This window comes from Methylomonas sp. AM2-LC (genome assembly GCF_039904985.1).
Lineage (GTDB): Bacteria > Pseudomonadota > Gammaproteobacteria > Methylococcales > Methylomonadaceae > Methylomonas.
In genome coordinates, this window is sequence record NZ_CP157005.1 from 4,828,935 (window position 1) to 4,850,727 (window position 21,793).

The 21,793-nt window shown below is 45.7% G+C and carries 19 protein-coding genes and 1 pseudogene; 7 read left to right on the forward strand and 13 right to left on the reverse strand.

The window, feature by feature from the left end; translation table 11 throughout:
- Positions 1-9: 9 nt before the first annotated feature.
- From ABH008_RS21730 to ABH008_RS21755, 6 genes are all read right to left on the reverse strand, one after another.
- Positions 10-1,398 (reverse strand): TolC family outer membrane protein, encoded by a 1,389-nt coding sequence (locus tag ABH008_RS21730; protein ID WP_347987698.1) that lies wholly within the window; start codon positions 1,396-1,398, stop codon positions 10-12.
- Positions 1,395-2,501 carry an efflux RND transporter periplasmic adaptor subunit gene (locus ABH008_RS21735; RefSeq protein WP_347987699.1) on the reverse strand — a complete coding sequence of 369 codons (1,107 nt, stop codon included), beginning with the start codon at positions 2,499-2,501 and terminating at the stop codon, positions 1,395-1,397. Before ABH008_RS21735 ends, ABH008_RS21730 begins: the two co-directional genes overlap by 4 nt.
- Entirely contained in the window at positions 2,494-3,198 is a 705-nt protein-coding gene (locus tag ABH008_RS21740) for an ABC transporter ATP-binding protein (protein ID WP_347987700.1), read from the reverse strand. Before ABH008_RS21740 ends, ABH008_RS21735 begins: the two co-directional genes overlap by 8 nt.
- 36 nt (positions 3,199-3,234) lie before the next feature.
- Positions 3,235-4,548 (reverse strand): ABC transporter permease, encoded by a 1,314-nt coding sequence (locus ABH008_RS21745; RefSeq protein ID WP_347987701.1) that lies wholly within the window; start codon positions 4,546-4,548, stop codon positions 3,235-3,237.
- The gene (locus tag ABH008_RS21750; protein WP_347987702.1) at positions 4,464-5,696 is read right to left on the reverse strand and encodes a PepSY-associated TM helix domain-containing protein; all 1,233 of its coding nucleotides are present in this window, start codon (positions 5,694-5,696) and stop codon (positions 4,464-4,466) included. The genes ABH008_RS21745 and ABH008_RS21750 overlap by 85 nt, the downstream gene beginning before the upstream one ends.
- Before the next feature lie 62 nt (positions 5,697-5,758).
- Positions 5,759-8,212 carry a TonB-dependent receptor gene (locus ABH008_RS21755; RefSeq protein ID WP_347987703.1) on the reverse strand — a complete coding sequence of 818 codons (2,454 nt, stop codon included), beginning with the start codon at positions 8,210-8,212 and terminating at the stop codon, positions 5,759-5,761.
- Between the two features lie 305 nt (positions 8,213-8,517).
- Between ABH008_RS21755 and ABH008_RS21760 the strand changes: the two genes are divergently transcribed.
- Both ABH008_RS21760 and ABH008_RS21765 read left to right on the forward strand, forming a co-directional pair.
- Positions 8,518-8,757, forward strand: coding sequence for a hypothetical protein (locus tag ABH008_RS21760; RefSeq protein ID WP_347987704.1), 240 nt, complete (start codon positions 8,518-8,520; stop codon positions 8,755-8,757).
- An 8-nt stretch (positions 8,758-8,765) separates the two neighbouring features.
- Entirely contained in the window at positions 8,766-9,188 is a 423-nt protein-coding gene (locus ABH008_RS21765) for a putative toxin-antitoxin system toxin component, PIN family (RefSeq protein WP_347987705.1), read from the forward strand.
- Between the two features lie 76 nt (positions 9,189-9,264).
- On the opposite strand, the gene ABH008_RS21770 is transcribed toward ABH008_RS21765, so the two are convergent.
- The 3 genes from ABH008_RS21770 to ABH008_RS21780 all read right to left on the reverse strand — a co-directional run bounded on the left by ABH008_RS21770 (position 9,265) and on the right by ABH008_RS21780 (position 12,466).
- Positions 9,265-10,335: a FecR family protein gene (locus ABH008_RS21770; protein WP_347987706.1), complete on the reverse strand. Its 1,071-nt coding sequence runs from the start codon at positions 10,333-10,335 to the stop codon at positions 9,265-9,267.
- Positions 10,336-10,397: 62 nt separating this feature from the next.
- Entirely contained in the window at positions 10,398-10,916 is a 519-nt protein-coding gene (locus ABH008_RS21775) for a sigma-70 family RNA polymerase sigma factor (protein WP_347987707.1), read from the reverse strand.
- 425 nt (positions 10,917-11,341) lie between these two features.
- Positions 11,342-12,466, reverse strand: a complete 1,125-nt coding sequence (locus ABH008_RS21780; protein ID WP_347987708.1) for an SEC-C metal-binding domain-containing protein — start codon at positions 12,464-12,466, stop codon at positions 11,342-11,344.
- A 165-nt stretch (positions 12,467-12,631) separates the two neighbouring features.
- Here ABH008_RS21780 and ABH008_RS21785 point away from each other — a divergent pair, with 165 nt between their 5' ends.
- From ABH008_RS21785 to ABH008_RS21800, 4 genes are all read left to right on the forward strand, one after another.
- Entirely contained in the window at positions 12,632-13,852 is a 1,221-nt protein-coding gene (locus ABH008_RS21785; protein WP_347987709.1) for a hypothetical protein, read from the forward strand.
- Complete coding sequence (locus tag ABH008_RS21790; RefSeq protein WP_347987710.1) at positions 13,849-15,804, forward strand: DUF3857 and transglutaminase domain-containing protein; 1,956 nt, start codon at positions 13,849-13,851, stop codon at positions 15,802-15,804. Before ABH008_RS21785 ends, ABH008_RS21790 begins: the two co-directional genes overlap by 4 nt.
- 369 nt (positions 15,805-16,173) lie before the next feature.
- A complete protein-coding gene (locus tag ABH008_RS21795) occupies positions 16,174-16,506 on the forward strand; it encodes a hypothetical protein (RefSeq protein ID WP_347987711.1) in 333 nt (110 codons plus the stop codon).
- Positions 16,507-16,671: 165 nt separating this feature from the next.
- The gene (locus ABH008_RS21800) at positions 16,672-16,908 is read left to right on the forward strand and encodes a hypothetical protein (RefSeq protein ID WP_347987712.1); all 237 of its coding nucleotides are present in this window, start codon (positions 16,672-16,674) and stop codon (positions 16,906-16,908) included.
- A 3-nt stretch (positions 16,909-16,911) separates the two neighbouring features.
- On the opposite strand, the pseudogene ABH008_RS21805 reads toward ABH008_RS21800, so the two are convergent.
- Together ABH008_RS21805 and ABH008_RS21810 are read right to left on the reverse strand one after the other, a co-directional pair.
- Positions 16,912-17,183 (reverse strand): annotated as a pseudogene (locus ABH008_RS21805) (ISNCY family transposase); the annotation flags it as partial.
- Positions 17,184-17,465: 282 nt separating this feature from the next.
- Entirely contained in the window at positions 17,466-17,933 is a 468-nt protein-coding gene (locus ABH008_RS21810; protein ID WP_347987713.1) for a hypothetical protein, read from the reverse strand.
- Between the two features lie 483 nt (positions 17,934-18,416).
- Here ABH008_RS21810 and ABH008_RS21815 point away from each other — a divergent pair, with 483 nt between their 5' ends.
- Positions 18,417-19,967, forward strand: a complete 1,551-nt coding sequence (locus ABH008_RS21815) for a transposase (protein ID WP_347987714.1) — start codon at positions 18,417-18,419, stop codon at positions 19,965-19,967.
- 461 nt (positions 19,968-20,428) lie between these two features.
- Here the strand turns inward: ABH008_RS21815 and ABH008_RS21820 are convergent, their stop codons facing one another.
- Both ABH008_RS21820 and ABH008_RS21825 read right to left on the reverse strand, forming a co-directional pair.
- Positions 20,429-21,052 (reverse strand): hypothetical protein, encoded by a 624-nt coding sequence (locus ABH008_RS21820; RefSeq protein WP_347987715.1) that lies wholly within the window; start codon positions 21,050-21,052, stop codon positions 20,429-20,431.
- Between the two features lie 240 nt (positions 21,053-21,292).
- Positions 21,293-21,643, reverse strand: coding sequence for a hypothetical protein (locus tag ABH008_RS21825; RefSeq protein ID WP_347987716.1), 351 nt, complete (start codon positions 21,641-21,643; stop codon positions 21,293-21,295).
- Between the last annotated feature and the right edge of the window lie 150 nt (positions 21,644-21,793).

Below are 21,793 nucleotides of genomic sequence, written 5' to 3' on the forward strand. Positions count from 1 at the left end.
CCTGATTTTTTATTTTTCGTTCTGCGAGATCGGCTGCGTATTTGGAGTCTGTTCTTTATTGTTTTCCAACATCAGCCAGTGATTGATTTGTTCCAAGTCGTCAGGTGATAGACTACCCACCGCCTGCTTAAGACGTAAACTATTCAGTAAGTAGTCATAACGGGCGTGAGCATAGTCTCGCTGTACCCGATAGCTTTCGCGCTCGGCAATCACCAGATCCAGGGTGGTTCGGCTGCCGACTTCGATGCCGGCTCTGATATTCAGTAAAGCGCTATCGATGGATTGCACGGTCTTATGCAGAGCCTTTACTTGGCTAATGCCGGTGATGACACCCAAATAGGCATCACGCGTTTGCCGGTGTATTGCACGTTGCTCTTGCTTAAGTTCAGCGCATTTCTCATCATAACGATGGGCTGCTTCGCGACTTTTAGAGTTGACTTGACCGCCTTCGTAGATCGGTAGGTTAAATGCCAAACCCACGGTGCTGGTATCGATATTGACCGTTCCAAATTGTCCGCCGGTCGAGGCATAACCATGATTGCCGACTAAATCCAATGTAGGATAATGACCGGCCGATTCCCGGCGTATCTCCTCAACAGCAATCTCAACGGCTAATTGCACCGTATTGAGTTTGAGATTTTGGGATAGTGCTAACTCTATCCAGCGATTTTCATCTTCTGGTTGTGGCGGCACCAAAGGGATGTCAGTAATTAGTTTGACTAGTGATTGATAGTCCGTGCCGGTAATTTCTCGAAGCGCTTCGAGAGCGCTATTCAATTGTCGTTGCGCCTCAATCACATCCGCCATGGAGCGATCATGGCCGGCTTCGGCTTCCGGGACATCGGTAATAGCGATTTCGCCTACTGCAAAGCGCTGTTGGGTAAGATGGAGTTGCTTGGCTAAGGTTTTTTGCTGGGCTTGTGCGAAGGCCAAACAATCTTGTGCAGACAGTACTGCAAAATAACGTTCAACCACTCGCAGCATCAACTCTTGCTGTGCGGCTGCCAATTCGATTTCCGCCAGGCGGCTTTTCCTGTCTGCCTGATCCAGAGCAATCAATCGATCCCGGTGAAACAAGGGCTGGCTGATGTTGAGCGCATAGTTGTTGCTGATAAATTGGCTATTACCGCCTATCCCCAGGGAATTGCCTTGGAGACTGATGTTTTGTTGATTGCCATAGACATTGGCATTAATGCTAACAGTGGGTAACAAGGCTTTGGCTTCAGCTTGCTGAAGGTTTTCCAAAACAGCTTCGTAATTAGCTTGAACTCTTTGTAATTGAGCATCTTCCTGCACGGCTTGTCGGTAGACTTCCAACAGGTCTGGTAATGCCGCAACCGTTTCAGATGCGGTCAGCAAGACGCACAAGATCACCAGATTTAGGGGGCTGTGCTTCACAAATGCCCCTGGTTCTCGGGAGTGACGACATGATCTCCTTCGTTCAGGCCATAAATAATTTCAATGTTAATTCCATCTGAAAGACCAACTTCTATTTTGCGTTGTTCGCTTTTGCCGGGTTCGACTTCGATATGCACGTATGGCTGTTCTTTGTTAAACAGCAGATGGCTTTCCGGGATGGAGAGTACGTTGTCGTGACGGGTAAAAACGATTTCAGCTGTGGCGCTGAAGCCGGCCCTGAGCAAAGCGTCGTCGCGTGCTTGTAGCGATGCTCTGATTTCAAAGGTAATGCGACCTTGATCGGATTTTTTGGCTTCGGGTGCAATGAAATCCAGAGTCCCCATTAAAGTCATATTCTGTAAGGCGCCGACTTGTACTTTTAATGGCATCCCGATTTTCAATCTACCAGCTTCGGCTTCTTCAACCTCACCTTTGAACATCAAATTATTCATATCGGCCAAAGTAACGATGGTCGTACCTTCATTAAGATCATTGGTCTTAATGATGAAGTCGCCGATTTCCACCGGCTTTTCCAGCACCATGCCGTCCATGGTAGCGGCGATCAGCGTTGAAGTGGTTTTGAGTTGTTGGGAGGCGCCTTTAAGCCTAAGTTCCAGGTCACGCTGTGCCTGCTCCAAGGCGGCACGGGTCACATCAAATTTCAGTTGATCATCTTGAAAAGCGGCATCCGAAATCAATTTTTGTTCGTGTAATTGGTTTCGTCTTTGTAACTCCAGGGAAGCACGCTGGTGTTCCAAACTGGCTTTGTTGATCTGGGATTGTGCGGTATTCACTTCGACTGGATCGGCGCGTAAACGAATCCGGGCAATGAAATCACCTGTCCTTAGCCATTGTCCGGGCTGAACAGAAATCTCATCCAAAATGCCGTTAGCTTGGGATTTAATCTTGATCTTGCGTCGAGCAACAATCTGTCCGGTTGCAGTCGTTTTTTGGACTATGCTCATGCGACCAGGCACTATGGTTTGTAAAGGAGGCTGGCTTTTACCCGCAAACTGAAACAACCAAAATCCACTGGCAATCAAGAGAAATATTAGAAAAACACCCAAAAGAATTGGTACGAGAGTTTGTTTGAGCTTAGTCATGAATATCTACTACAGGTAAATTCTGGGGATTAATAGAATCGCTAATACGCCCATCCTGCAGGCGAATAATACGTTGGGCTTGCGCTGCTATTTTTTCGTCGTGGGTAACAATCACCAGTGTCTGTCCTGATATATGGATTTCTTTAAGTAGTTGCATGACCTCGACCGAGGTTTGCGAGTCGAGATTACCCGTAGGTTCATCGGCCAGCAGTAAAGGCGGATCATTGATCAATGCGCGAGCAATGGCTACCCGTTGTCGTTGTCCACCGGATAGTTGATTAGGCTGGTGATCCATGCGGTCATGTAAACCCATCCGTTCCAACAATGTTCTGGCCTTGGTTTCTCTGACACGGCGCGACACCCGCCGGTAATAGAGCGGTAGAGCCACATTTTCCAGCGCTGTCTTATAGGGCAGCAGATTAAAGGATTGGAAAACAAAACCGAGTAGACGATTGCGGCATTCGGCTGATTGACTGGGTGACAAATCGCGTATCAATTGACCGTTTAAGCGATATTCGCCAGCGTCATAGTTATCCAAAATGCCTAATACATTCAGCAAGGTTGATTTGCCTGAACCGGAAGGCCCCATGATGGCGACGAATTCACCTTTGCCTATGGTCAAATCGATGCTGTGCAAAATAGGTAATGCTAGGGTGCCTAATTGATAGCTTTTGCTTATTTGCCTTAACTGTATCAAGTTCGGTACTCCAGTTCGTCATTGCTCACTAGGGCGTTACTCATGGCGTAAGGCCTCAATCGGCTCGATTTTGACCGCTTGACGGGCCGGTAGGAAACCAGCGAATAAGCCAGCCAGTATCAGCACCAGCAATGCACCAAAAGCGATAGGTAAATCCACCTCAGGATCACGGAAAAAATCGGCTTGAAAACCCAGTCGGCGTAAGGCTTCGATCAATCCGACGCCGGCTACCAGCCCCAGATAACCGGCCAGCAAAGTGATCACAAAAGTTTCCTGCATGATCATCAGCAATATATCGCTAGGCTTGGCGCCAATGGCTTTTCGGACGCCAATTTCACGGGTACGCTCCTTAACGGTGACCAGCATGGTATTGCTGACGCCAACGCAACCAGCTAGTAACGTGCCAATGCCAACAATAATCAAAAAAAACCGGATGCCAATCAGTAAGCTCTGGATCTGTCGATACCGTAGACTACCATCTTGAACATAAAGCGCCGAAGCATCTGCAAGATCGAAATGGTGTTGATTAGAAAGATAACGTGTCACTTGGGGTTTGACCGATTCCCAGCCAGCCCCAATATGAGTGGTGATGCCTATCCAGGTCACTATTGGTTTAGGATTCAAAGTAGCCTGTAAAGTCGTATAGGGGATATAGACAATTCTTGCTTCAGCTTCGGGGGCTTCTCGGGTCATGACTCCCACGATACGAAAAGGAATTTTCTCAAGCAAAATGGTTTCGCCAACCGGATCTTGCTCCAGACGAAACAGCATTTGAACGACCTTTTCATTGACTACGACGACTTTACGACGTTCTTGAGTGTCTAGCGGATTTAGCAAGCGGCCCTTGAGTAGGACTTGGGCGTCCTGATAAGCGCCTTGTGACGATATCCCAGCAATGTCTATGGCATTAGCGTTGCGTAAGCCATAGTGGATACTTCCTTTCTGTTGCAATAGAAACCAAGGAACTGATGCCTCAATACCTTGTAATTGATTTAAATTGATCGCATCATCTATTGTCAGTTCAATAGGTCGTCCTGGTGGTAAGCCTTGGAAAGGCAAAGATGCTTTCATGCCGTAAAGCCAGACCACATTCACCGCCTGATGTTTAAACATTTGCATCATGCCGTGTTCTAAGCCTTTGCCCATACCCAGAAGTATTACCAGCATGAAGATGCCCCAGAACACCCCGAACGCGGTCAAACCGGTGCGCAATTTGTGATGGGTCAGGAACTGGCCTATTTCTATCCAGCGATCAAAGTCGAACATCAGCAGTTTTTCCCTATTGTAGCCAACATTGATGGTTTTCTTGGTTTTTGTCGCAAGCGTTCGGAGCGGCGCTTTTTTAACCATAGATAGACGCCGGTGACGGAGAGTATTGTCACGACCAAACCCATCAAACAAACGAAAACCTGCATGGCGAATCCAAAAACCTTGGCCATATGCAAATTGGTAATCCAATTGGTAAATGTTAATGCTCCATTCTGTCCGGTGGGAGCAATGAATGCGAGAAGCATACCGGAGTCGCCATCGAATATCACGCTGGTGCTGCCAAGCGACTCTCCTACATCCAGATCACTATGAACGTTATAATAAAATATCCCGTGTACCTCGTCATAATACATGAGGCTCTCGTGCTGAATTGCCACTCCGCGAGCTTGAGTCTGATCGGCCATGTGCTGTTGTCCTATACTGTACGCAGTCTGCCAGGCTAGTCCCGGCTTAGGCTTGGGCTGTGTCAAAACAGGTAAATTTTTGACTGGATCCGGCATGCCACAACAGAATTTCATCACCGGCATATAGACCTGCTCGCCAAGATTGAAAGCCACGCTGGACCAAGCAAAAATGAACAGCATGACCCAAGTCCACAAGCCGCCGGCACGGTGCAGATCGAAATTGACGCGATGGGCCGAACTCCACCATTTAACTTTCCAGGCTAAAGACCAGCGTTGCCAAAAACCTAGTTGTTTTGGTCTGACTTTGATCTGTCCTGAGGTAATAACTTTTCGCCGGATTGGCAAAGTCAAATAAAACCCTACAAAACAATCCATGGTCCAAATGGCGGCGGCAATACCAAGCAGCCATTGGCCAGGCTCGCCCAATGCCAGCGACCAGTGCAAGGCATAAATGAAATCCATCAGATTTTGGCGGGTGAGCGGCCACCAGCCTTCTTGAATACGGACAATTTCGTCACCGGTGTATGGGTTAAGCGCGAGTATCCGGGGAATCTCATGTGTATGAGAAGTTCCTCCAGCCATATCCATTCGTGGTTGAAATCTGGCGATAAAAGATTCCCCATCCAGACGGTGTAAGGGTATCCAGTTGATTTGACCATCAGGAACCAACACTTCCGCCCGCTTACGAAGGGCAAAGCTATCAAGCGGGGCTTTGTCAGCAGGAATCTGGATGTGGTAAATCTCCGGATTCAACCTGGCATTGATTTCCTGATAAAACGCCAGCAAACTGCCGCTGAGTCCGGCGACGGATAAAAAAAATACCATGTACAATCCGGCGTAGCGATGAACCAGAACCCAGAAATGTCGTGCCTGCATTGTCTAGTTCTTCAAAATTCTAAGCGAATTGAGCCTAGAAAACTGCGCGGCGAGGCAAACACGTAATTGCGGCCCGAGCCGCTATACGGGTTGTAATAAGTTTTGTCGAGCAAGTTGTCTGCGTTGAGCTGGAGACTAATTTTGGAAGCACCCACTTTCCAAGAATATCCTGTCATGAGATTGAGTATCGCATAGCCAGGTAGCTGATAACTGTTAGCGTTATCGCCTTGCCGCTCACCACGCGCAACAATCCCTACACCGAATTTGAATCCACGTAAATCGCCATCTTGCGGCTCGTATGTCGTCCACAAACTTCCTCCGTGAGTCGGAACACCCCAGTAGCGATTGCCCTGATTGCCTGAATTGGTGCCAATGACATTGCCGTTACTATCTAATACTGTGCCGACATCCTTGGTAATACGGGAATTGATGTAGGCATAACTGCCGATCATTTTTACAGAGGGCCAGATTTCGCCAGAAAAATCCACCTCAAGCCCTTGATTGCGAACTTCACCCGTTGTCGATGAAAAACCTTGGGCGGCTAAGGCTGGATCAGAATTTGGCGTGGACAAATGTTGCTTGGTGAGATCAAACCAGGCCACGCTGCCTGTGAATCGTTTGTCAAAAAGTTCGGTTTTTACCCCTATCTCTTTTTGTTCAGCCGTGGTTGGCGCCAGCAATGATCCGTCAACATTGTGACCATTGGTGAGGCCAAAGTTCTCAACATAATTGCCATAGAGGCTGAGTTCTGGAAGGGCCTGCCACACAATACCAAATCGAGGTTTCAGGGCTCCAACATTTTCTGAGTTGCTGCTCGTGGGCTGAATGGGAATAGTGTAGGCATAGGTGTTGCTCTGGCTTGCACTGTCATACCTAAAACCAGCCAATAAATTTAAATTAAACGGCAGTTTCATTTGATCCTGAACAAACAGTCCATGCCAATTTTCGCCGAACTTCCAGGAATAGGCATAGTCAGGTGTGTTCAAAAGCCCATCTGTTCCGCTATGGACGGGATTATATAAATCAATTGTGGGTGTCGTGGAGGAGTTGAATGAGCCCGCTTGAAAGCTATTTTCTACCAGATAATCCCAGCCCATCAATAGGGTATGAGCAACGTTCCATGTGTCGATTTTGCCAGTGAGATTTAGGGATGTGTAATAGGCTTGGCTGTTTAGTGCTGGCGTATTGAAATAAGTTCTTGCAACTGCGCAGCCTTGAGCTGTGCAGTTTGTTGGATCGACTAAACCCTGAATGCCCATAGTGCTTACAGGATTATTAACCAGATTGACGTTGAAATTCTGACGTAATGTCCAACGACTATTAAAATCATGTGACCAGTCGAAACCGACGCGTATATCATCTGTTTTTGTGATTGAACTGGATTCGCCCAGATTGAGGCCCAATGGTACAGAAGCGGGGCGATTGCCAACAGCCGGAAGCACTCCGCCTGGGTGATCCATCGAATGCATATACTGCAAATGAAAATTCGCCTGAGTTTGATCGCTGATATTCCAGTGTATGACGGGGGCAAACAATACACGTTGATCGCCGGCATATTGGTTAAACGATCCGGCATTTTCGTAGGCCATGTTTAGCCGGTAAAGTAACGTTTTGTCTTTGCTGACTGGGCCCGTCGCATCCATAGTGGTTCGGTAGAAATCGAAGGAGCCAAACTGCTGTTGCATTGAGTAATAAGGGGTGGAAAGGGGTTGTTTGGACACTAAATTAATAAGGCCGCCTGGTTCCAGTCGTCCATAAAGAATGGATGCAGGTCCCTTGAGCACTTGAATTTGCTCTAGTGGCGCAACATCGGGAAATACCGTGTTTAAAACTTGTGTATCTACTCTGACGCCGTCACGATAATAGCTTAATGTGTCAAAACCTCGAATATTAAAAGATGCTCCTCCAACACCCTGTGAGATGAAATTTACGCCGCTGACGTTTTCCAAGGCTTTTTCGATTCGTACAGCTTGTTGGTCTTTCATGACCTGCTGTGATACCACCTGGATATTTAAAGGTGTCTCCATGATCGGCGTGTCAGTTTTTGTCGCTGTGAAGGTGTGGGTGACGTTATAACCTTTGGGATCGTCTTCGTAGACGGTGGCATCAGCAGTCACTTTTACAGTCGGCAATGTAGTTGGATCGCTTTGATTGATTTGTGTAGGAGCCAACTTGATTGCTACGGCATCCTCAGCGGTAAAGGTATATGTTAAGCCGGTGCCGACCAATAGTTTCTTTAACGCTTCTCTGGCGGTAAACGAGCCACTTAAACCTTGGGTTGTGCTGTTTTTTAGTGCTTCACGGTTGAATAGCATCTGCAGGTCAGATTGTGCTGCCAGCGCATCCAGCGCGGTGACCGCCGACTGCGGTGGAATGCTGAAGTTGATGACCCGCTCTTCCGCATTGGCTGTCTGTATGGCAACACACAAGCTGGCGGATGCCCATAACAAATTCGTGCTTTTCATGAAAACTCCGTTTACGGTGAGTAAAAAATTGTCTTACATTAATTACGTCGAATTAGCGGAGGCAAAGTGGACATTTTTTTTGAAAAAAATTTCTGATTTCGCTAAAAAGTTTATAGCTTATGCGGAATAATGAGGGCTGTGCCATTAATATGGCATTGATATTTATATAAATTAGTCGATTTGAGTTTTTTGATTCGCAGAATAAATTTTTTTTCCATGTGGTTTTTGAGCTTACTCATTCGAGACTCATACGAAACAGGTGACTTGGTGTTATGATGACTTATCACCAATTGGGAGAATAGATCATGCCCAGATTAACCATTACCCTTAGTGAAGAACGTTACCAAGCCTTAAAAGAAGCCGCCACTAAAAGACGTAAAAGCCTTGTGGCGGTGATTGACGAAAGTCTGGATTTTTACGGAATCAAAACTGGTCAGACTGCTTTTGAACTGGTGGCGCAGGCCAGACACCGGGCGGCGCTATCCGAGGCAGATGCGCTTGAGTTGGCTTTGCAGGAAGTAAGCATAGTTCGTAAGCCACTGTGACTCGGCTTTTGGCAGTCATTGATACCAATGTGGTTGTCAGTGGTCTCATTTCAGGCGATATGCAGGCGTTGGTATGCCGTGTTCTCGATGGCATGTTGACAGCATCTTTTCTTTATCTGTTATCACCCGCCTTGCTGGATGAATATCGCGAAGTGTTACTGCGGCCAAAGCTGAAGAAATGTCATGGCTTGAGTGCTGTGGAAGTTGACCGGATTTTGGAAGATATCGTCGCTAATGCTATCTGGCGAGAACCAGATCAGTCGTTTGCTGCTCCAGAGCCGGGAGATGATCATTTGTGGGCGTTAATGGCAACGCACAAGGGTTGTGTGCTGGTAACCGGCGATCGGCTGCTGCTGGATAACCCACCCGATTTCGCATCGGTTGTTAGTGTAAGGTCTTTTGTTGAGTTGCTGGGCTGGGTGGGTCAATAGCGGTTTTAGGATTTACCTAACGTTGATTTTATTTTACAGAATAATCGATTTTTACTTTTTAATGCCGATCTTAGGCTTAAGAATGGGATGATCTTTGCAAGCGTACGTGTTGAGAATCGATAATTTGGGCTTTGATGGGAAATCCGGCTTCCAGGGTTTCCAGCAGCAATTGCAGATTGGCGGTTTTAAAGGTGCCGCTGATTTTCAAATCGCGCAGTTTAGGATCGGCAATTTGAAATTCCACGGTGTGGTAGCGGGCGATTTGGCTTAGAACCTCTGCCAATGGTTGGTCGGCAAAAATCAGTTTGCCGCGTTCCCAGGCTGTTAACATCAATGGATCCGGCATTGCGGTGGCATTCAGTTTGCCATCGGCATCATAGGTTGCGGCTTGACCTGCTGTCAGCGACACCCCCTTCTTATCAGCATGTGTTGCAATAGCCACTTCGCCTTCCAGTACGGCGATATCTACCCGGTTATTTTGGGCGTAGACATCGAAGCGGGTGCCGATGTCGCGAATTCTGCCGTTTCCGGCAGTGACTGCAAATGGGCGCAGAGGGTTATGGCTAACATTAAGCAGGACTTCCCCGCGAGCAAGTTGCACTTTACGCTCAAACAGCGCTAGATTAACGGTGATTTCCGAATCGGTATTCAACATAATCTGGCTGCCGTCGGCAAGAAAAATGGTCTTTTGTTCGCCTTTAGCTGTTTGATAGTGCTCAATACCGGTTTGACGGTAGGTCTGTATGCTTAAGGCGATCAAGATGCTGGCCGCGACGGCAAAACCGGTTTTCAACCAGTGCGTTGAGCTTCTTGGGGCATCTAGGATAGGCCGAGATTCGTTTACTTGATGTCCGACCTTTATCTCGGACGGATTTAGTCCAGGGAAATTAACCACGTTATCGAGGTCGGTAGGTGGTTGATATTGCATGGCGGCCTGTCGTTGCGGAAAGTCCTTTTCCTTAAAGGCATCCATGCTCCCCCAAAGCAACTGCATCTGCCTATACTGTTCCATGTGTTGATTATCTTCAGCCAACCATGACTCCAGGGCTTGCTGGTCAACAGTCGACCAGGTACCTGAGTTTTTGGCAATCAGCCATTGGATGGCCTGTTTGCGAATGGGTTGAGTGGCAGGTTGATCTTTAGACATAAAAGAAAAAATATTCTGATCTATACAGTATACGACGATCCAGCTTGTTAAGACTGGACAATTTAAGGTGGGAAATTTTCAAGACGGGAAGCAAAATGTTCCATTGCATCGACCAGATATCGCTGAATACTCTTATTGGATACCCCCAGTCGTTCGGCAATTTCAGCGTGGGTAAGACCTTGTATTTTGTTAAGAATAAAGGCATGACGCTGTATTGCAGGGAGCTCATCAAGAACTGAGAGAAAGTTGTCGAACTCCAGTAGGCCGCTGGTCAAGGCCTCCGGGCCGGGTTGCTGGCTGATAAGGCTATCCAGTTCAAAATCCTGCTGATCAATTTCTGAATCGGTGCTGCGACTAGATTTTCGCCATAGATCAATGCTGAGATTAGAGATTACCCTGAATAAGAATGCTCGTGGTTCACGAATCGACTCTTGATTATCCCGTTGCAAAAGCTGTAGGTAGGCATCCTGGACTATGTCTTCCGCGTCCTGCTGTCCAACCCGTCGGGAAGCAAAGGCATGTATTTCCTTATGATCGGAGCCAGAAAGTTTTTCGATAAGATGAGATTTTTTGTACGGCACAGATTATTAAATAAGCAATGGCATAAACGATGGATCTAAGTGGTTTTTATTTTGATAAACCCTCATAGAAAGCAAATTTTGCACCAACTTAATTTCTCAGGTGTGGCTTGGTTGGGATGAAGATTATAATGGATTGATTTATAAAATGATTTTTAAGATGAGGTTGTATGTTGACTATCTCAATTGTTGCATAACCTCATGGGATCTAATTCCTGTTAGCAAAAAATAAGTGATATGACACACTAAAAATACGTCATATGACACAATTTATAAAGCTGAGCTAAAAAAGAAAAGACGAGCTTTCTGATTGTTAATTATTTTAATTTAATATATTCAGGAACCGATGATCTACATCTTAATACCTAAAGACTGGCATAACAAGCTCAAGAATTGAGGTACATGAGTTAAGGCAGTCATAGTTAAGGCTATAGAATCGTCGGTTCCAAGCCTTCCTCAGCCTCATCGGAGTTAAAATGGGTAAGTACATCTTCTAAATCTGACGTTTCTCGGCAAAGAAAAACAACACTTGTACTTGCAAGCTTTTCGAACCAAGACCGATGTTCGTCAGCACACTTTTGAGTTTGGTAAAACACTTTGACTCGATCCGGACGGATGCTCGCATAAATACTGAGCCTGCTGTGCGGCAGGCTATTGCTTACTTCAACCGCACGAGTCCAGCCCTGCTCGCGACTGCCTTCAATATCCGAATTACCCGACAATGCCTGCTCTAGCGCTACCCATTCCTGAACCCGATAAAGATCGGTCACAAACAGGAACGATTCACCGATCATTTGTTCTGCCTGTGGCGGCAATTCAAAGGGATTTAGAAATAATTGGAGCCAGCGGTCCGGGATGACAACACTGGCGATTTCTTTGGCGAAGGGCGAATCAGGCTCAAGGTCTTTCAATCCTTCCCGGAGTTCTTTCAACAACTCCAGGCTGCGTGTGCGGGGAAAACCGTATGCAGCCCCCGATAGTTCGTAATGATCATCGGCAGGCAGGATGCGTGTCGCTAAAAAATCATACTGGCTTACTGACTGAGAGCTGGATTCGTTTTGTACCTGAACCGTCAGATGTGCGGGTAACAGCACATCCCTTAGCGTCATGCTTTCCCCTGGTTTTACCTTGACGATTTCGTAGAACCTGAGCGGTGTAGAAGACAACTGTTCGATTCGTAGCCGCTCTTTATCGGAGAACAGCGGACCGTTTTTGCCCAGCAGCAGTTCCGCCACTCGATACTTTTCGTCTTCGATAATGATCTTTCCATCCGCCAGCAGCCATTCAAAGGCATTGCCCATGATATTTTCTATGACTTCATCGCCTAATTCCTGCAAATAAGTATGGTCGTTATCATCAAGGTTACCAAAGAATATAGTGTCGATAGTTTCGTGGACGGCCGCTTTGTGTTTCTTTAGCAACCAATCGACGGCTTTGGCTATTGCCTCGGAACGAGCATTTGCCTTCCTGCTTTCATCGCTCTTTAGACAGCATTGTTTATATTTTTTGCCGCTGTCACAAGAACAGGGATCGTTACGCCCTAACTTTGCCATATCAATTCAGTACGCTTAATAAACAAAAGGTTATTTTATCGCAGTGTGATCGATTATGAAGCTCGATTTAGATTTTGTTGTTCTGCTAAGTAGCTAAAAATTTGGCTTAGCCTCAATTACATATCATAATTGCAAGCAACATCAATGAAAAACAACCAATGACACATGTTTGACGACTTTAAAAGGATTTTATGGGCCGCTCCAGATGAAACGCTTTTAGGCTTGGGGGTGATTATCGTATATTTAGCTGTAATGTTGCTTTCACAGTTTGCACAACGCTCTGGTAACACTATTTTACAGAAGACTGCGATTGCAGGGCAAGAGACACTACCGGCCTACCGCATCACCGAAACAAACCACGAACCACAGCCGGATTCTATCAATACAAAAACTTTCCTCAAGCTCTATCCACCCATGCAGACCTGGAGATTATATTGGCTGCTGCTGTTGAGCGGTGCAATTTACTCGGCTTTTTGGGTGTACCATAGCGCTAAAGATTTATGCGATATAGCGGAGAAAAACCGATTTTATCCCAAGCGCTACGCCATAGGCATCCTGATTCCTTTGGTCGATCTGATCGTTTTTTATCGGATGGCAAAAAATATTGCCGAATTGGCCAAAAAGCAAGGCATCACGTTCAAATACTCACCGAAGACATTGACCGGGTTATTTGTATTAAGTGATTTGATCATAGAATTAATGCCCCAGTTCATTTATCCGCTAAGTGTGTCCCTTGCGGCTGTACCACTGTTGCTATTACATCGACAAATGAATTGCCTTCGCTTGGCATATTCAGACAATTGGCACCAACCTGCAGATCGTTATACCTGGAGGCAACTAAGCATGATGATCATCGGGATCCCACTCATTTGCATCATGATGTATGACAATAAAGCCGAGTTTTATTATTACAAGGCCAAACCGTTAACATCCGGACAATTAATTTCCGGGTATACGCCAATCTATCAATTACGCATACCGGATTCAGATTGGCGAGAATTACCCGCCAGTACGCTTTACAAAAATACCGACCTAGAATTGAGGACGAAATCCGCCTGGGTTATCGTTCGCGTAAACCCCAACCAGCAACAAACCTTGAACGATAAAGTGGATAGTAGCCGAGAGGTTATTGCCTCAGGCTGGAAACATTACCAGATGACGGAGTCTCGAACATTGGATGCCAGTGCAAATCTAATACCCATCTCCTTGGCACATTACACGGGCGAAAAAGGCATTTTAAACTCGCGGGAGTCCATGTTTGTATCCACTGTCGTGACGCCTGAACATATTATTGAAGTGATGGGGGAAAACCCTGAAGGCGATGGAAGTTCAATCCAAAAGCTAGTAGAAAGTCTTCATTTAACTACAATAGAGTCTAATCAATGAGCGTATTTTCCGTCTTAACATACGCTTTACTGCTGTTGTCTCTGTCTGCACAGGCCGCCAACAAGCTACCGGACAACATGAAAAGCCGGGTACGGTGGACACCACTTAAAACCGCACAAAATTTTCATGAGCTATTGGCGCAACCGGAAAAAATCGCCGAGTTTGAAAAACTGGGCTATGGCACCGTCACTTTACTGGAAAAACATGCCATCACCTTAAGTAATAACCATGAGGTTGCCGAAACAGTTACCGATACACAACTTTATCTTAATCCAAACGGCATCGAAAATGCCGGTAATAAGGGTTTTTGGCTTGATGTCGACAATCAGCAGGTTGAAATTCAGCAAGCCTACGTTTTGCAGCCGGACGGCGCTCAAATCCATGTCGATCCAGGCACACTTCAGATCAACAACGATAGATCTACTAATATTTTTAGCGATCACGCTTATGTGACGATACCCTTTCCCCAACTGAAACAGGGGAGTATTTCCGTTCTGGTCTACAAAACGATTACCCATGACGACAAATTGCCATTACCTTGGTCGCGTTTGTTGTATCCAGCAAAATTTGAGCAAATTGAACGCTTTCAGGTAGACGTAAACTGGGCTGATGCCAAATTGAAACCAAATTGGCAGACCGATTATGCCAAGCTGGAATGTCAGGAAAACGCATACTCACTACATTGTTCAACCATGGAAGCCAGTCCGCCTATTCCGACAGATAAAGACATGCCTTCCCCGTATGATATTTTGCCTGTATTGGCATTGGCTGAACCCTCACACTGGAAAGATATCTCGAACAACATGCAAAAAATGATAGAGCCCGCCCTGTCAAATACGCAAAAGATTAAGGAATTGGCCGTGCAACTGGGTAAAGATGCCGTTAATCCAGAGGAAAAGTTGAGCCGGATATCAAATTTTGTATCGAGAGACATTCGTTATGTCGGGCTTGAGCATGGTCATGGCGGCACAATACCCAGACCATCGCTGACGACGCTGGAACGCCGCTATGGCGACTGCAAGGACAAAACCCTCTTGTTCGTCGATTTGGCCAGACAAATTGGCTTGGACGCTTATCCTGTGCTGACATCGACGAAACGACAGTCACTATCCAAGTTGCTATTGCCTTCTGCAAACTACTTTAACCACATGATTGCTTGCGTCAGGTTAAATCCGGACAAGGAGTCTTGCGTTGATTTGACAGACCCGGACACATCGGCCGAATATCTCCCGCAATCCCTGCAAGGCGCCATAAGCCTAACAATAGGCCGGGAAGACATGGCTCCGGGTAATCTTGCTCTCGAACCCTATACCTGGATAGAAAGGATCAAAGCAGATAATCGTTTCACTCGTGCCGGAGACATCAGTGAATCACTGGAACGACGTTATCATTCGCATTGGGCGGCATCTCTGCGAAGTAAATTAACATCCAAATCTCAGGTGGAACGTGATCGCTGGTTACTGGAAGACTATCGAGCAGTCATGTCTGAAAAGGCAACACCCGTTGTTCAAGTAGAAGGGCTGGATAGACTTAACAATCAGTTGGTGATCTCGTCAACGACGCAATTCCATAATGCCATCGATAATGAGCAATTTACCAACTATAGCGAACATGATCCCTGGTTAAAAGAACTGGCTATTGACTCAAAAACAACCAATATCCATTACCCATATTCCTTCAAAGGTATCGATTACCAAAGTCAGATGAATTACACCCTGGATCAAGGCAATTTTGTTAATAATATAGGGCCTAAACTGGACTATGTGACGCCCTGGGGTGTTTTTCGCCGTTACTATCGTAAAGACGAGACCGGCATAACCGCGTACACCGAACTTAAAATGCCCAGAGCCATCATTCCCATCGATAAAATCCAGGAATTTAATAGTTTCCTTGAACTATCCGCCCAGGAAACCCGAATCTGGTTTGACACCCAACAGACTAAAAACAAGTAGCTAACTATCCATGTACTGAAAATTCCATTTTATATAATATAGAACTACTAAGCTCTTTTGGTCGATTAACCCAGAACCTATAAATATGAAAATCTCTGCTCATCAGTGGCTCTAATAATAGGCATACCCATCCGAAATCGAGAAAACATTGCCTTCATTGTGCAAAATTTGATCTCTTACTCAAGTTCGGTTAGTTCAAGCCAGCCACCTCAAGCACAGAGAGCAAATGAAAACAAGGACTCACAAAATTGGGATGAAAAACTTTCCAAAAAAAGAATCCGGCACGAAGCCGGATTAGAGAGAAGAAAGGTAGCGCTGTGCATACAAGCGTTGAAACATAGGCTATCAATTACGACAGCCATTTAAAATGTGACTAATTGCCGCATTGACCCTCTGGCCGAAAATATTGATGCAATTCGGATTGCGTTTTCTTTCGGAAAAATAGGAGTAATCGTGAGTTTAACCAGCCAACTCAAAAATCTGAGCCCGCAACAAATCAAGAGCCTGAGCGACACCATGCTCAATGCCAGCATAGCTTTCGAGACTGGCGGAAATTATCGCGAGGTCTTCCGCCGGGCCAAGCAACGCCGAATAGGACTCATGCGGCGTATTTATGAACTTCTGGAACAGGCGCCTTACCAAGACATTGAGAATTTATCCAAGGTATTGGCTGAACCTATCGACAAGAGTCAGCAAAGCTAACACACCCGCTTCACCTCCCTCATATCGGATATTGATGAACGGTAGAAGTAAATCCCTGCCTGGTTATACTTTGCCTGCCCATTAATTTACCCAGCAAATAATCATATGTCTCCTTAACCAAAAACATACCGTGCTCAAAATGATTCATCAATAGCCAAGCAGGTGATGACTGGTACGCTGGCTTCCGCGATTGTCGTGTCAGGAGAAAAACTCATGCTTAAAATTTCAAAACCTCCATTATTAGTCTTCGGTTTAGGGGTTGCTGCTGGTTTTATAGTGTATAAAAACCGTCAAATCATTATCGACAGTACGACAAAGACTGTAGAGACAGATAAAAATATCCTGTTAGAACAAAAAGAAAAGCTATTGGATTTGGTCGCTGAAGCGAAAGAAAAACAGTGATGGCAGACCTGATCGTAACACCCCAAGAACCAGAATCTTCCACTGTTCCATGCCGGGGCGGCCAGTTTTTGTACTCGCTTTGCCTTCCGCGCCCACCCGCTCAGGCAAAACTTCCTCAAGGATAGCGAAGACCCGCTCGCGCAAGGACGGCTCTGTGTAGATGTGTTGCAGACCGCGTAATAACTGAGGAATATCCTCACGGGATTTTGGGTCGAGGACAATGGCTGAGATGTCCGTTTCGCCAAGCTTCATTGAGAATGGATGATTGTGCGCATGGGTTTTCGGGGAATGAAGTTTTTAGGTTTTATGCTCTCTGTCTGGGAAAAGGCTTGCTTTGGATTGCTATATTTACCATAGATGGATTTTTACGTCTCATCATGTACTTGCCAACCCACGATCTTTCAGGCTATAAATTTTAAAAAATAGGTAAAATTATAAAATTTACCAACAGATAATCCGATTATTTACTGTGCAGTAAATTATACGATTTTATGAAATTTGGATATCAATTCACCACGAAGACTAGGTAATTCAGTTGTTTTAGGAAACTCCTCTGGTTATTTTTTATCCAGTTTTTTCTTTGCGGCGTCTACTGAAGCACTAATTGTTTCAAATGATTTTTTGTAGTCCAACTGTTCTCGATTCGCTTTGTCAGCAATAACCCCATTATCTTTATTTGCTTCTTCAATCAGGCAGCCATAGTATGTTTTAGCTTGTTGTTGCCGGTCATTAATCGCATTGACACTTTTATTAAATTCATCGACATCCCTGTCGTCAACTACCGGAGCAGCAGGTTCTTCCCCGCATGATGAGGGTGTCCATTCGCCATTATTCAGGGAGCCGGCATTGGCAATATTAGTGAGATGTGAAAGTAATAAAATAGTTATCGAAATTAAAATATTCATTAGCAATTCCTTATTTATAAAGTGCAGATAAGCCATATGAACAACAAATTTGAGTGTATCCAAATGTCCATAAACATCTATTAAAACTACGGTTTCCCCACAGAAATTGATTCTGCCCATGACTCCAACCAAAGAGCAGGATTTCTGTATTTTTGATTTGTCAGGAATGCCAACGAGTAGTTTTGCACTTTTTCATAGCACCATCTTAGCGGTTGGTTGTAATAAAACTACATTTTCAGCCAAAAGGATAAGCTTTGAAATATATTTGTAACTATTATCCGATAAGTGGCAAAGTGATTACAAAAGCGTAAATGATTTTCCGTAATTGCGCGGAGAACATCCGGTCATTAGAGATTACCAGACAAAAAAAATCCGGCTCAAGGGGATGGCCGGATTAAAGAGAGTGAAGATAGGTGTTCCGCATACAAGCAACACTGCGGAAAATTCTACCAATCCTCAGTTAAGAATAAAATGTGACCAATTGCCGCATTGGTTTTTTCTGATGGGTACAGGTTTCTTCTCTGGCGTTTGACCAATAAACCTTAAAAAATCATTAGAACTTAGCCTTATAATCTAACTTTCCCGCAATCCCTGGGGTTGGTCATGATATTGCCTGAAAAATCCACTCACCCAACGGGTGAGAAAGAATTAAGCCTGAAGAAGCGAGAATTTGCCACGTTGACAGCCGATACCTTCGATGGAAAAATCCATGTCGAATGGGATCCGCAGGCGCAAGTCACCCCTTTGGGTCAATTACCGTTTTTCATCCAATATCTCAAAATCGGACACTTATTTGAGCCTTGGGTAACCCAATGTCCGTTGAAGTATGAAAGCAATAATGCGCCGAAAAAAGTCAATGTACTGGGATCGTTACTCCTGTTGATTCTGTCGGGACATACGCGCTATGCGCATATCACCAGTTTAATGGGCGATAGCGTCAACGCCAAATTGCTGGGCATGACAAAAGTCGTGAGTGATGACTGCGCTCGACGCGCGCTGAATAGAATCGACGAGGACGATGGCGTCCCTTGGCTACAAGACCATTTATATCGTTGCTACGGTCCTCTTCTTAGCCATCCGTGGATACTGGATACCGATGTCACGGTCAAGCCTTTATATGGCAAGCAAGAAGGGGCGGTCGTTGGCTACAATCCACATAAACCGGGGCGGCCATCGCATACCTATCACACCTATATGATTGCCAACCTGCGCTTGATTCTGGATGTTGAAGTGCAAGCCGGCAACCGAAGTTCATCGGCCTATTCGGCGCCAGGGTTATGGGCTTTACTGGAAAAAATACCCCGCGAAAACTGGCCGGCGTTTATTCGCGGCGATTGTGACTGGGGTAGCGATGCCATCATGACGGAAGCTGAGCAGCGTGGCGTGCACTACTTGTTTAAACTCCGGCAATCGGCCAACGTTAAAAAGCTCATTCTGCAACACCATTGCCGTTCGGGCTGGGAGCGAACCGTGGATGGTTGGGAAGCGCTATCGACGGAACTCAGACTAAGCACCTGGAAACAGTCGCGTCGAGTGGTTCTGGTGAGGCGTCGGTTATCCAGAAACATCGTCGTGGCGCCGGACTCGCGCAAGGCACTGCCGGAGCAGCTTTCACTGCTGGATCCCGCCGAAAACATGGCTGCTTACGAATACAGTGTCTTAGTGACCTCGCTGGATGCCGAGGTAGTCAGCATTGTTCAACATTACCGGGATCGGGCAGATTGCGAAAATAACTTTGATGAAATCAAAAACCAATGGGGCTGGGGCGGATTTGTGACGCAAAAAATCAAACCTTGCCGATTGATCGCTCGGATGATTGCGCTGGTTTATAACTGGTGGTCCCTATTTGTCAGGCTGGCGGAACCGGACAAGCATTATGAAGCCATTGTCTCCAGACCTTTGCTTCTGCATGGGGTTGGCAAACAAACCAGCCATGCCGGTCAAAAGACACTCACCATAACGAGCACCCATGGCAGGGCGTCTTATGTCAGACAAGCTTATCAGAGAGTTAGCGATTTTTTTGCCGTGCTCAAGACAAATGCGCCGCAGTTAACACCCTTGCAGTGCTGGTACCGGATTTTGAGCGAAGCCCTGAAAAAATATTTGCAAGGAACGCTTTTAAGGCCGCCTGATATGGTGAGTAGTGGGATATAAACTCCACCTGTAGACTACTGTTACTCTAGCGATGTTATGCACCGATTTGTCGGCAGGAGCAAACTCAACTGATTTTTTTAGGATTATTAGGCAATTTAACGCTTTCTGCCGAAAACCAACCGGTTAGAGCAAGAATTCATAGTTTTGTCACATGGTTATCCACAGCATTTGTGGATGGAATTTCCATGCATAATCAAATAATCAGATCCTCTTTGCTATCGATGAACGCCCAATATCGAATCAGTATTTCCGTCAAGCAATCCGCATTACGGAAAAATTGGGAAACGGCAGTTAAAACGATGGCGATTTTTTAGTCGGCTTAAATTTCAATCCAAATTAACCATAACCAAAATATTTTACTTGAAGGAAAGATATAAAAGCCGCCGTAAACCACAATCACTCCTTTAAACCCTTGCCACCGGCGACGCATGGCAAGGGTCAGTTAATTACCGATCAGTAGCTCAACCGTGCTGTTCGCAGTGACCGAGACTGCATTGCTCGCTGTGTTTTTGCGGGTCTTGGCAGTGTTTTAAGCAAGCAGGATCGTTGCTACCTGGGTGTTGAGCACAGTGTTGTTGGCAATTGTGCTCTTCGCCGCAGCAAGCTTCCATTGCGCCACCGTGTTGTGCGCAATGTTGTTTTGAACATTGATGCGCATTACCGGCATGGTGAGCGCAATGTGCACTGTGCTCAGTTGAATCGGCGCAATGTTTGGCGCAAATCGGATCGTTGCTGTTCGGATGATCTGCGCAATGTGTTTCGCAATTGTGCTCGCTGATTGCTTCCTGTTCACAATGAGCGATACAAGCTTTGCCTTTTTTTCCTTTGGCTTTTTTGCAATGCTTTACGCAATCGTGTTTTATCGTCGCTAAAGCGGGTTTATGGTTGGCGCAATGTTCTGCGTGGACTGCTTCTGGTGCTGCATTCGTTGGAGTCGCAACCGATGTAGCAACAGCAGGACTGGCAGGTGCTACTGCAACGGGGGCGACTGAACTAGCCGCAGCATTTTCTTCAGTAGTTGCGCAACCGCTTAATGCCAATACCATCGGCAAAGTGGCTAATAATAGTACTTTTGATAATTTCATAATCTGTCTCCAAAATATTTTTTGCACATAAGCGTGAACCACGCCTTAAGTTTGCAATTGAAAGCTGTGTTAATAATCTTGATCAGTCAGAACGTTAATGCTCTTGCATACTCAAGTGTGCAATCAAGACTGGCGCACGCTTGAGATTGAGAGGCAGAGAAACGGATCAACTGAAGGTCCAAGCTATGCTGGGCATAGGCTTAGATTCGCCTAAGAGGCGTGGTTATCAACGAAGACAGGCTAATTCAGAAGGACACAGAACCGATAGCGTATCGGTATGGAGTTGGCAAAATCGATGCTTTGCCAACGACGGAAAACTCGAAAAGAGGTTGGATTGTATAAAAAAGTACTCAGCCCAATCAGGCAAAGAATAAAAACAGGAATATCGAGCTTGGCGATTTTGGTACTGATTGCTGGACTATGTTTCGAATCTGGACAGGGTTTCAATAGGCAGTTAAGCTTTTGGATCTCAGCCTGCGATTTTTGGTGATCAATGTGATGAGACACATCGTCACAGTCAGCCGGCATAGCGGTATTTATGACAGGGCTTTGAATAGCAATTGGCATTACGCAGGTTGACGATGCCAGCATAAATATCCAGCTCGTTAACATGACCAATATCACAATGGTCTGATAAAAGGGTTGCCGAAAGGTTTTCACGTTTTTGCTATGTTCACAAAATAAGATTATTGAATCTATTTTAAGAATAACACCGTAATTAAATGAATTCAAATTGTCGAA

Coding starts and splice junctions, on each gene's coding strand:
- ABH008_RS21735 (WP_347987699.1), bottom strand. CDS start 2,501: ATGACTAAGCTCAAACAAACTCTCGTACCAATTCTTTTGGGTGTTTTT.
- ABH008_RS21745 (WP_347987701.1), bottom strand. CDS start 4,548: ATGGTTAAAAAAGCGCCGCTCCGAACGCTTGCGACAAAAACCAAGAAA.
- ABH008_RS21750 (WP_347987702.1), bottom strand. CDS start 5,696: ATGGTATTTTTTTTATCCGTCGCCGGACTCAGCGGCAGTTTGCTGGCG.
- ABH008_RS21755 (WP_347987703.1), bottom strand. CDS start 8,212: ATGAAAAGCACGAATTTGTTATGGGCATCCGCCAGCTTGTGTGTTGCC.
- ABH008_RS21760 (WP_347987704.1), top strand. CDS start 8,518: ATGCCCAGATTAACCATTACCCTTAGTGAAGAACGTTACCAAGCCTTA.
- ABH008_RS21770 (WP_347987706.1), bottom strand. CDS start 10,335: ATGTCTAAAGATCAACCTGCCACTCAACCCATTCGCAAACAGGCCATC.
- ABH008_RS21780 (WP_347987708.1), bottom strand. CDS start 12,466: ATGGCAAAGTTAGGGCGTAACGATCCCTGTTCTTGTGACAGCGGCAAA.
- ABH008_RS21785 (WP_347987709.1), top strand. CDS start 12,632: ATGTTTGACGACTTTAAAAGGATTTTATGGGCCGCTCCAGATGAAACG.
- ABH008_RS21790 (WP_347987710.1), top strand. CDS start 13,849: ATGAGCGTATTTTCCGTCTTAACATACGCTTTACTGCTGTTGTCTCTG.
- ABH008_RS21800 (WP_347987712.1), top strand. CDS start 16,672: ATGACTGGTACGCTGGCTTCCGCGATTGTCGTGTCAGGAGAAAAACTC.
- ABH008_RS21810 (WP_347987713.1), bottom strand. CDS start 17,933: ATGGGCAGAATCAATTTCTGTGGGGAAACCGTAGTTTTAATAGATGTT.
- ABH008_RS21815 (WP_347987714.1), top strand. CDS start 18,417: ATGATATTGCCTGAAAAATCCACTCACCCAACGGGTGAGAAAGAATTA.
- ABH008_RS21820 (WP_347987715.1), bottom strand. CDS start 21,052: ATGAAATTATCAAAAGTACTATTATTAGCCACTTTGCCGATGGTATTG.
- ABH008_RS21825 (WP_347987716.1), bottom strand. CDS start 21,643: ATGCTGGCATCGTCAACCTGCGTAATGCCAATTGCTATTCAAAGCCCT.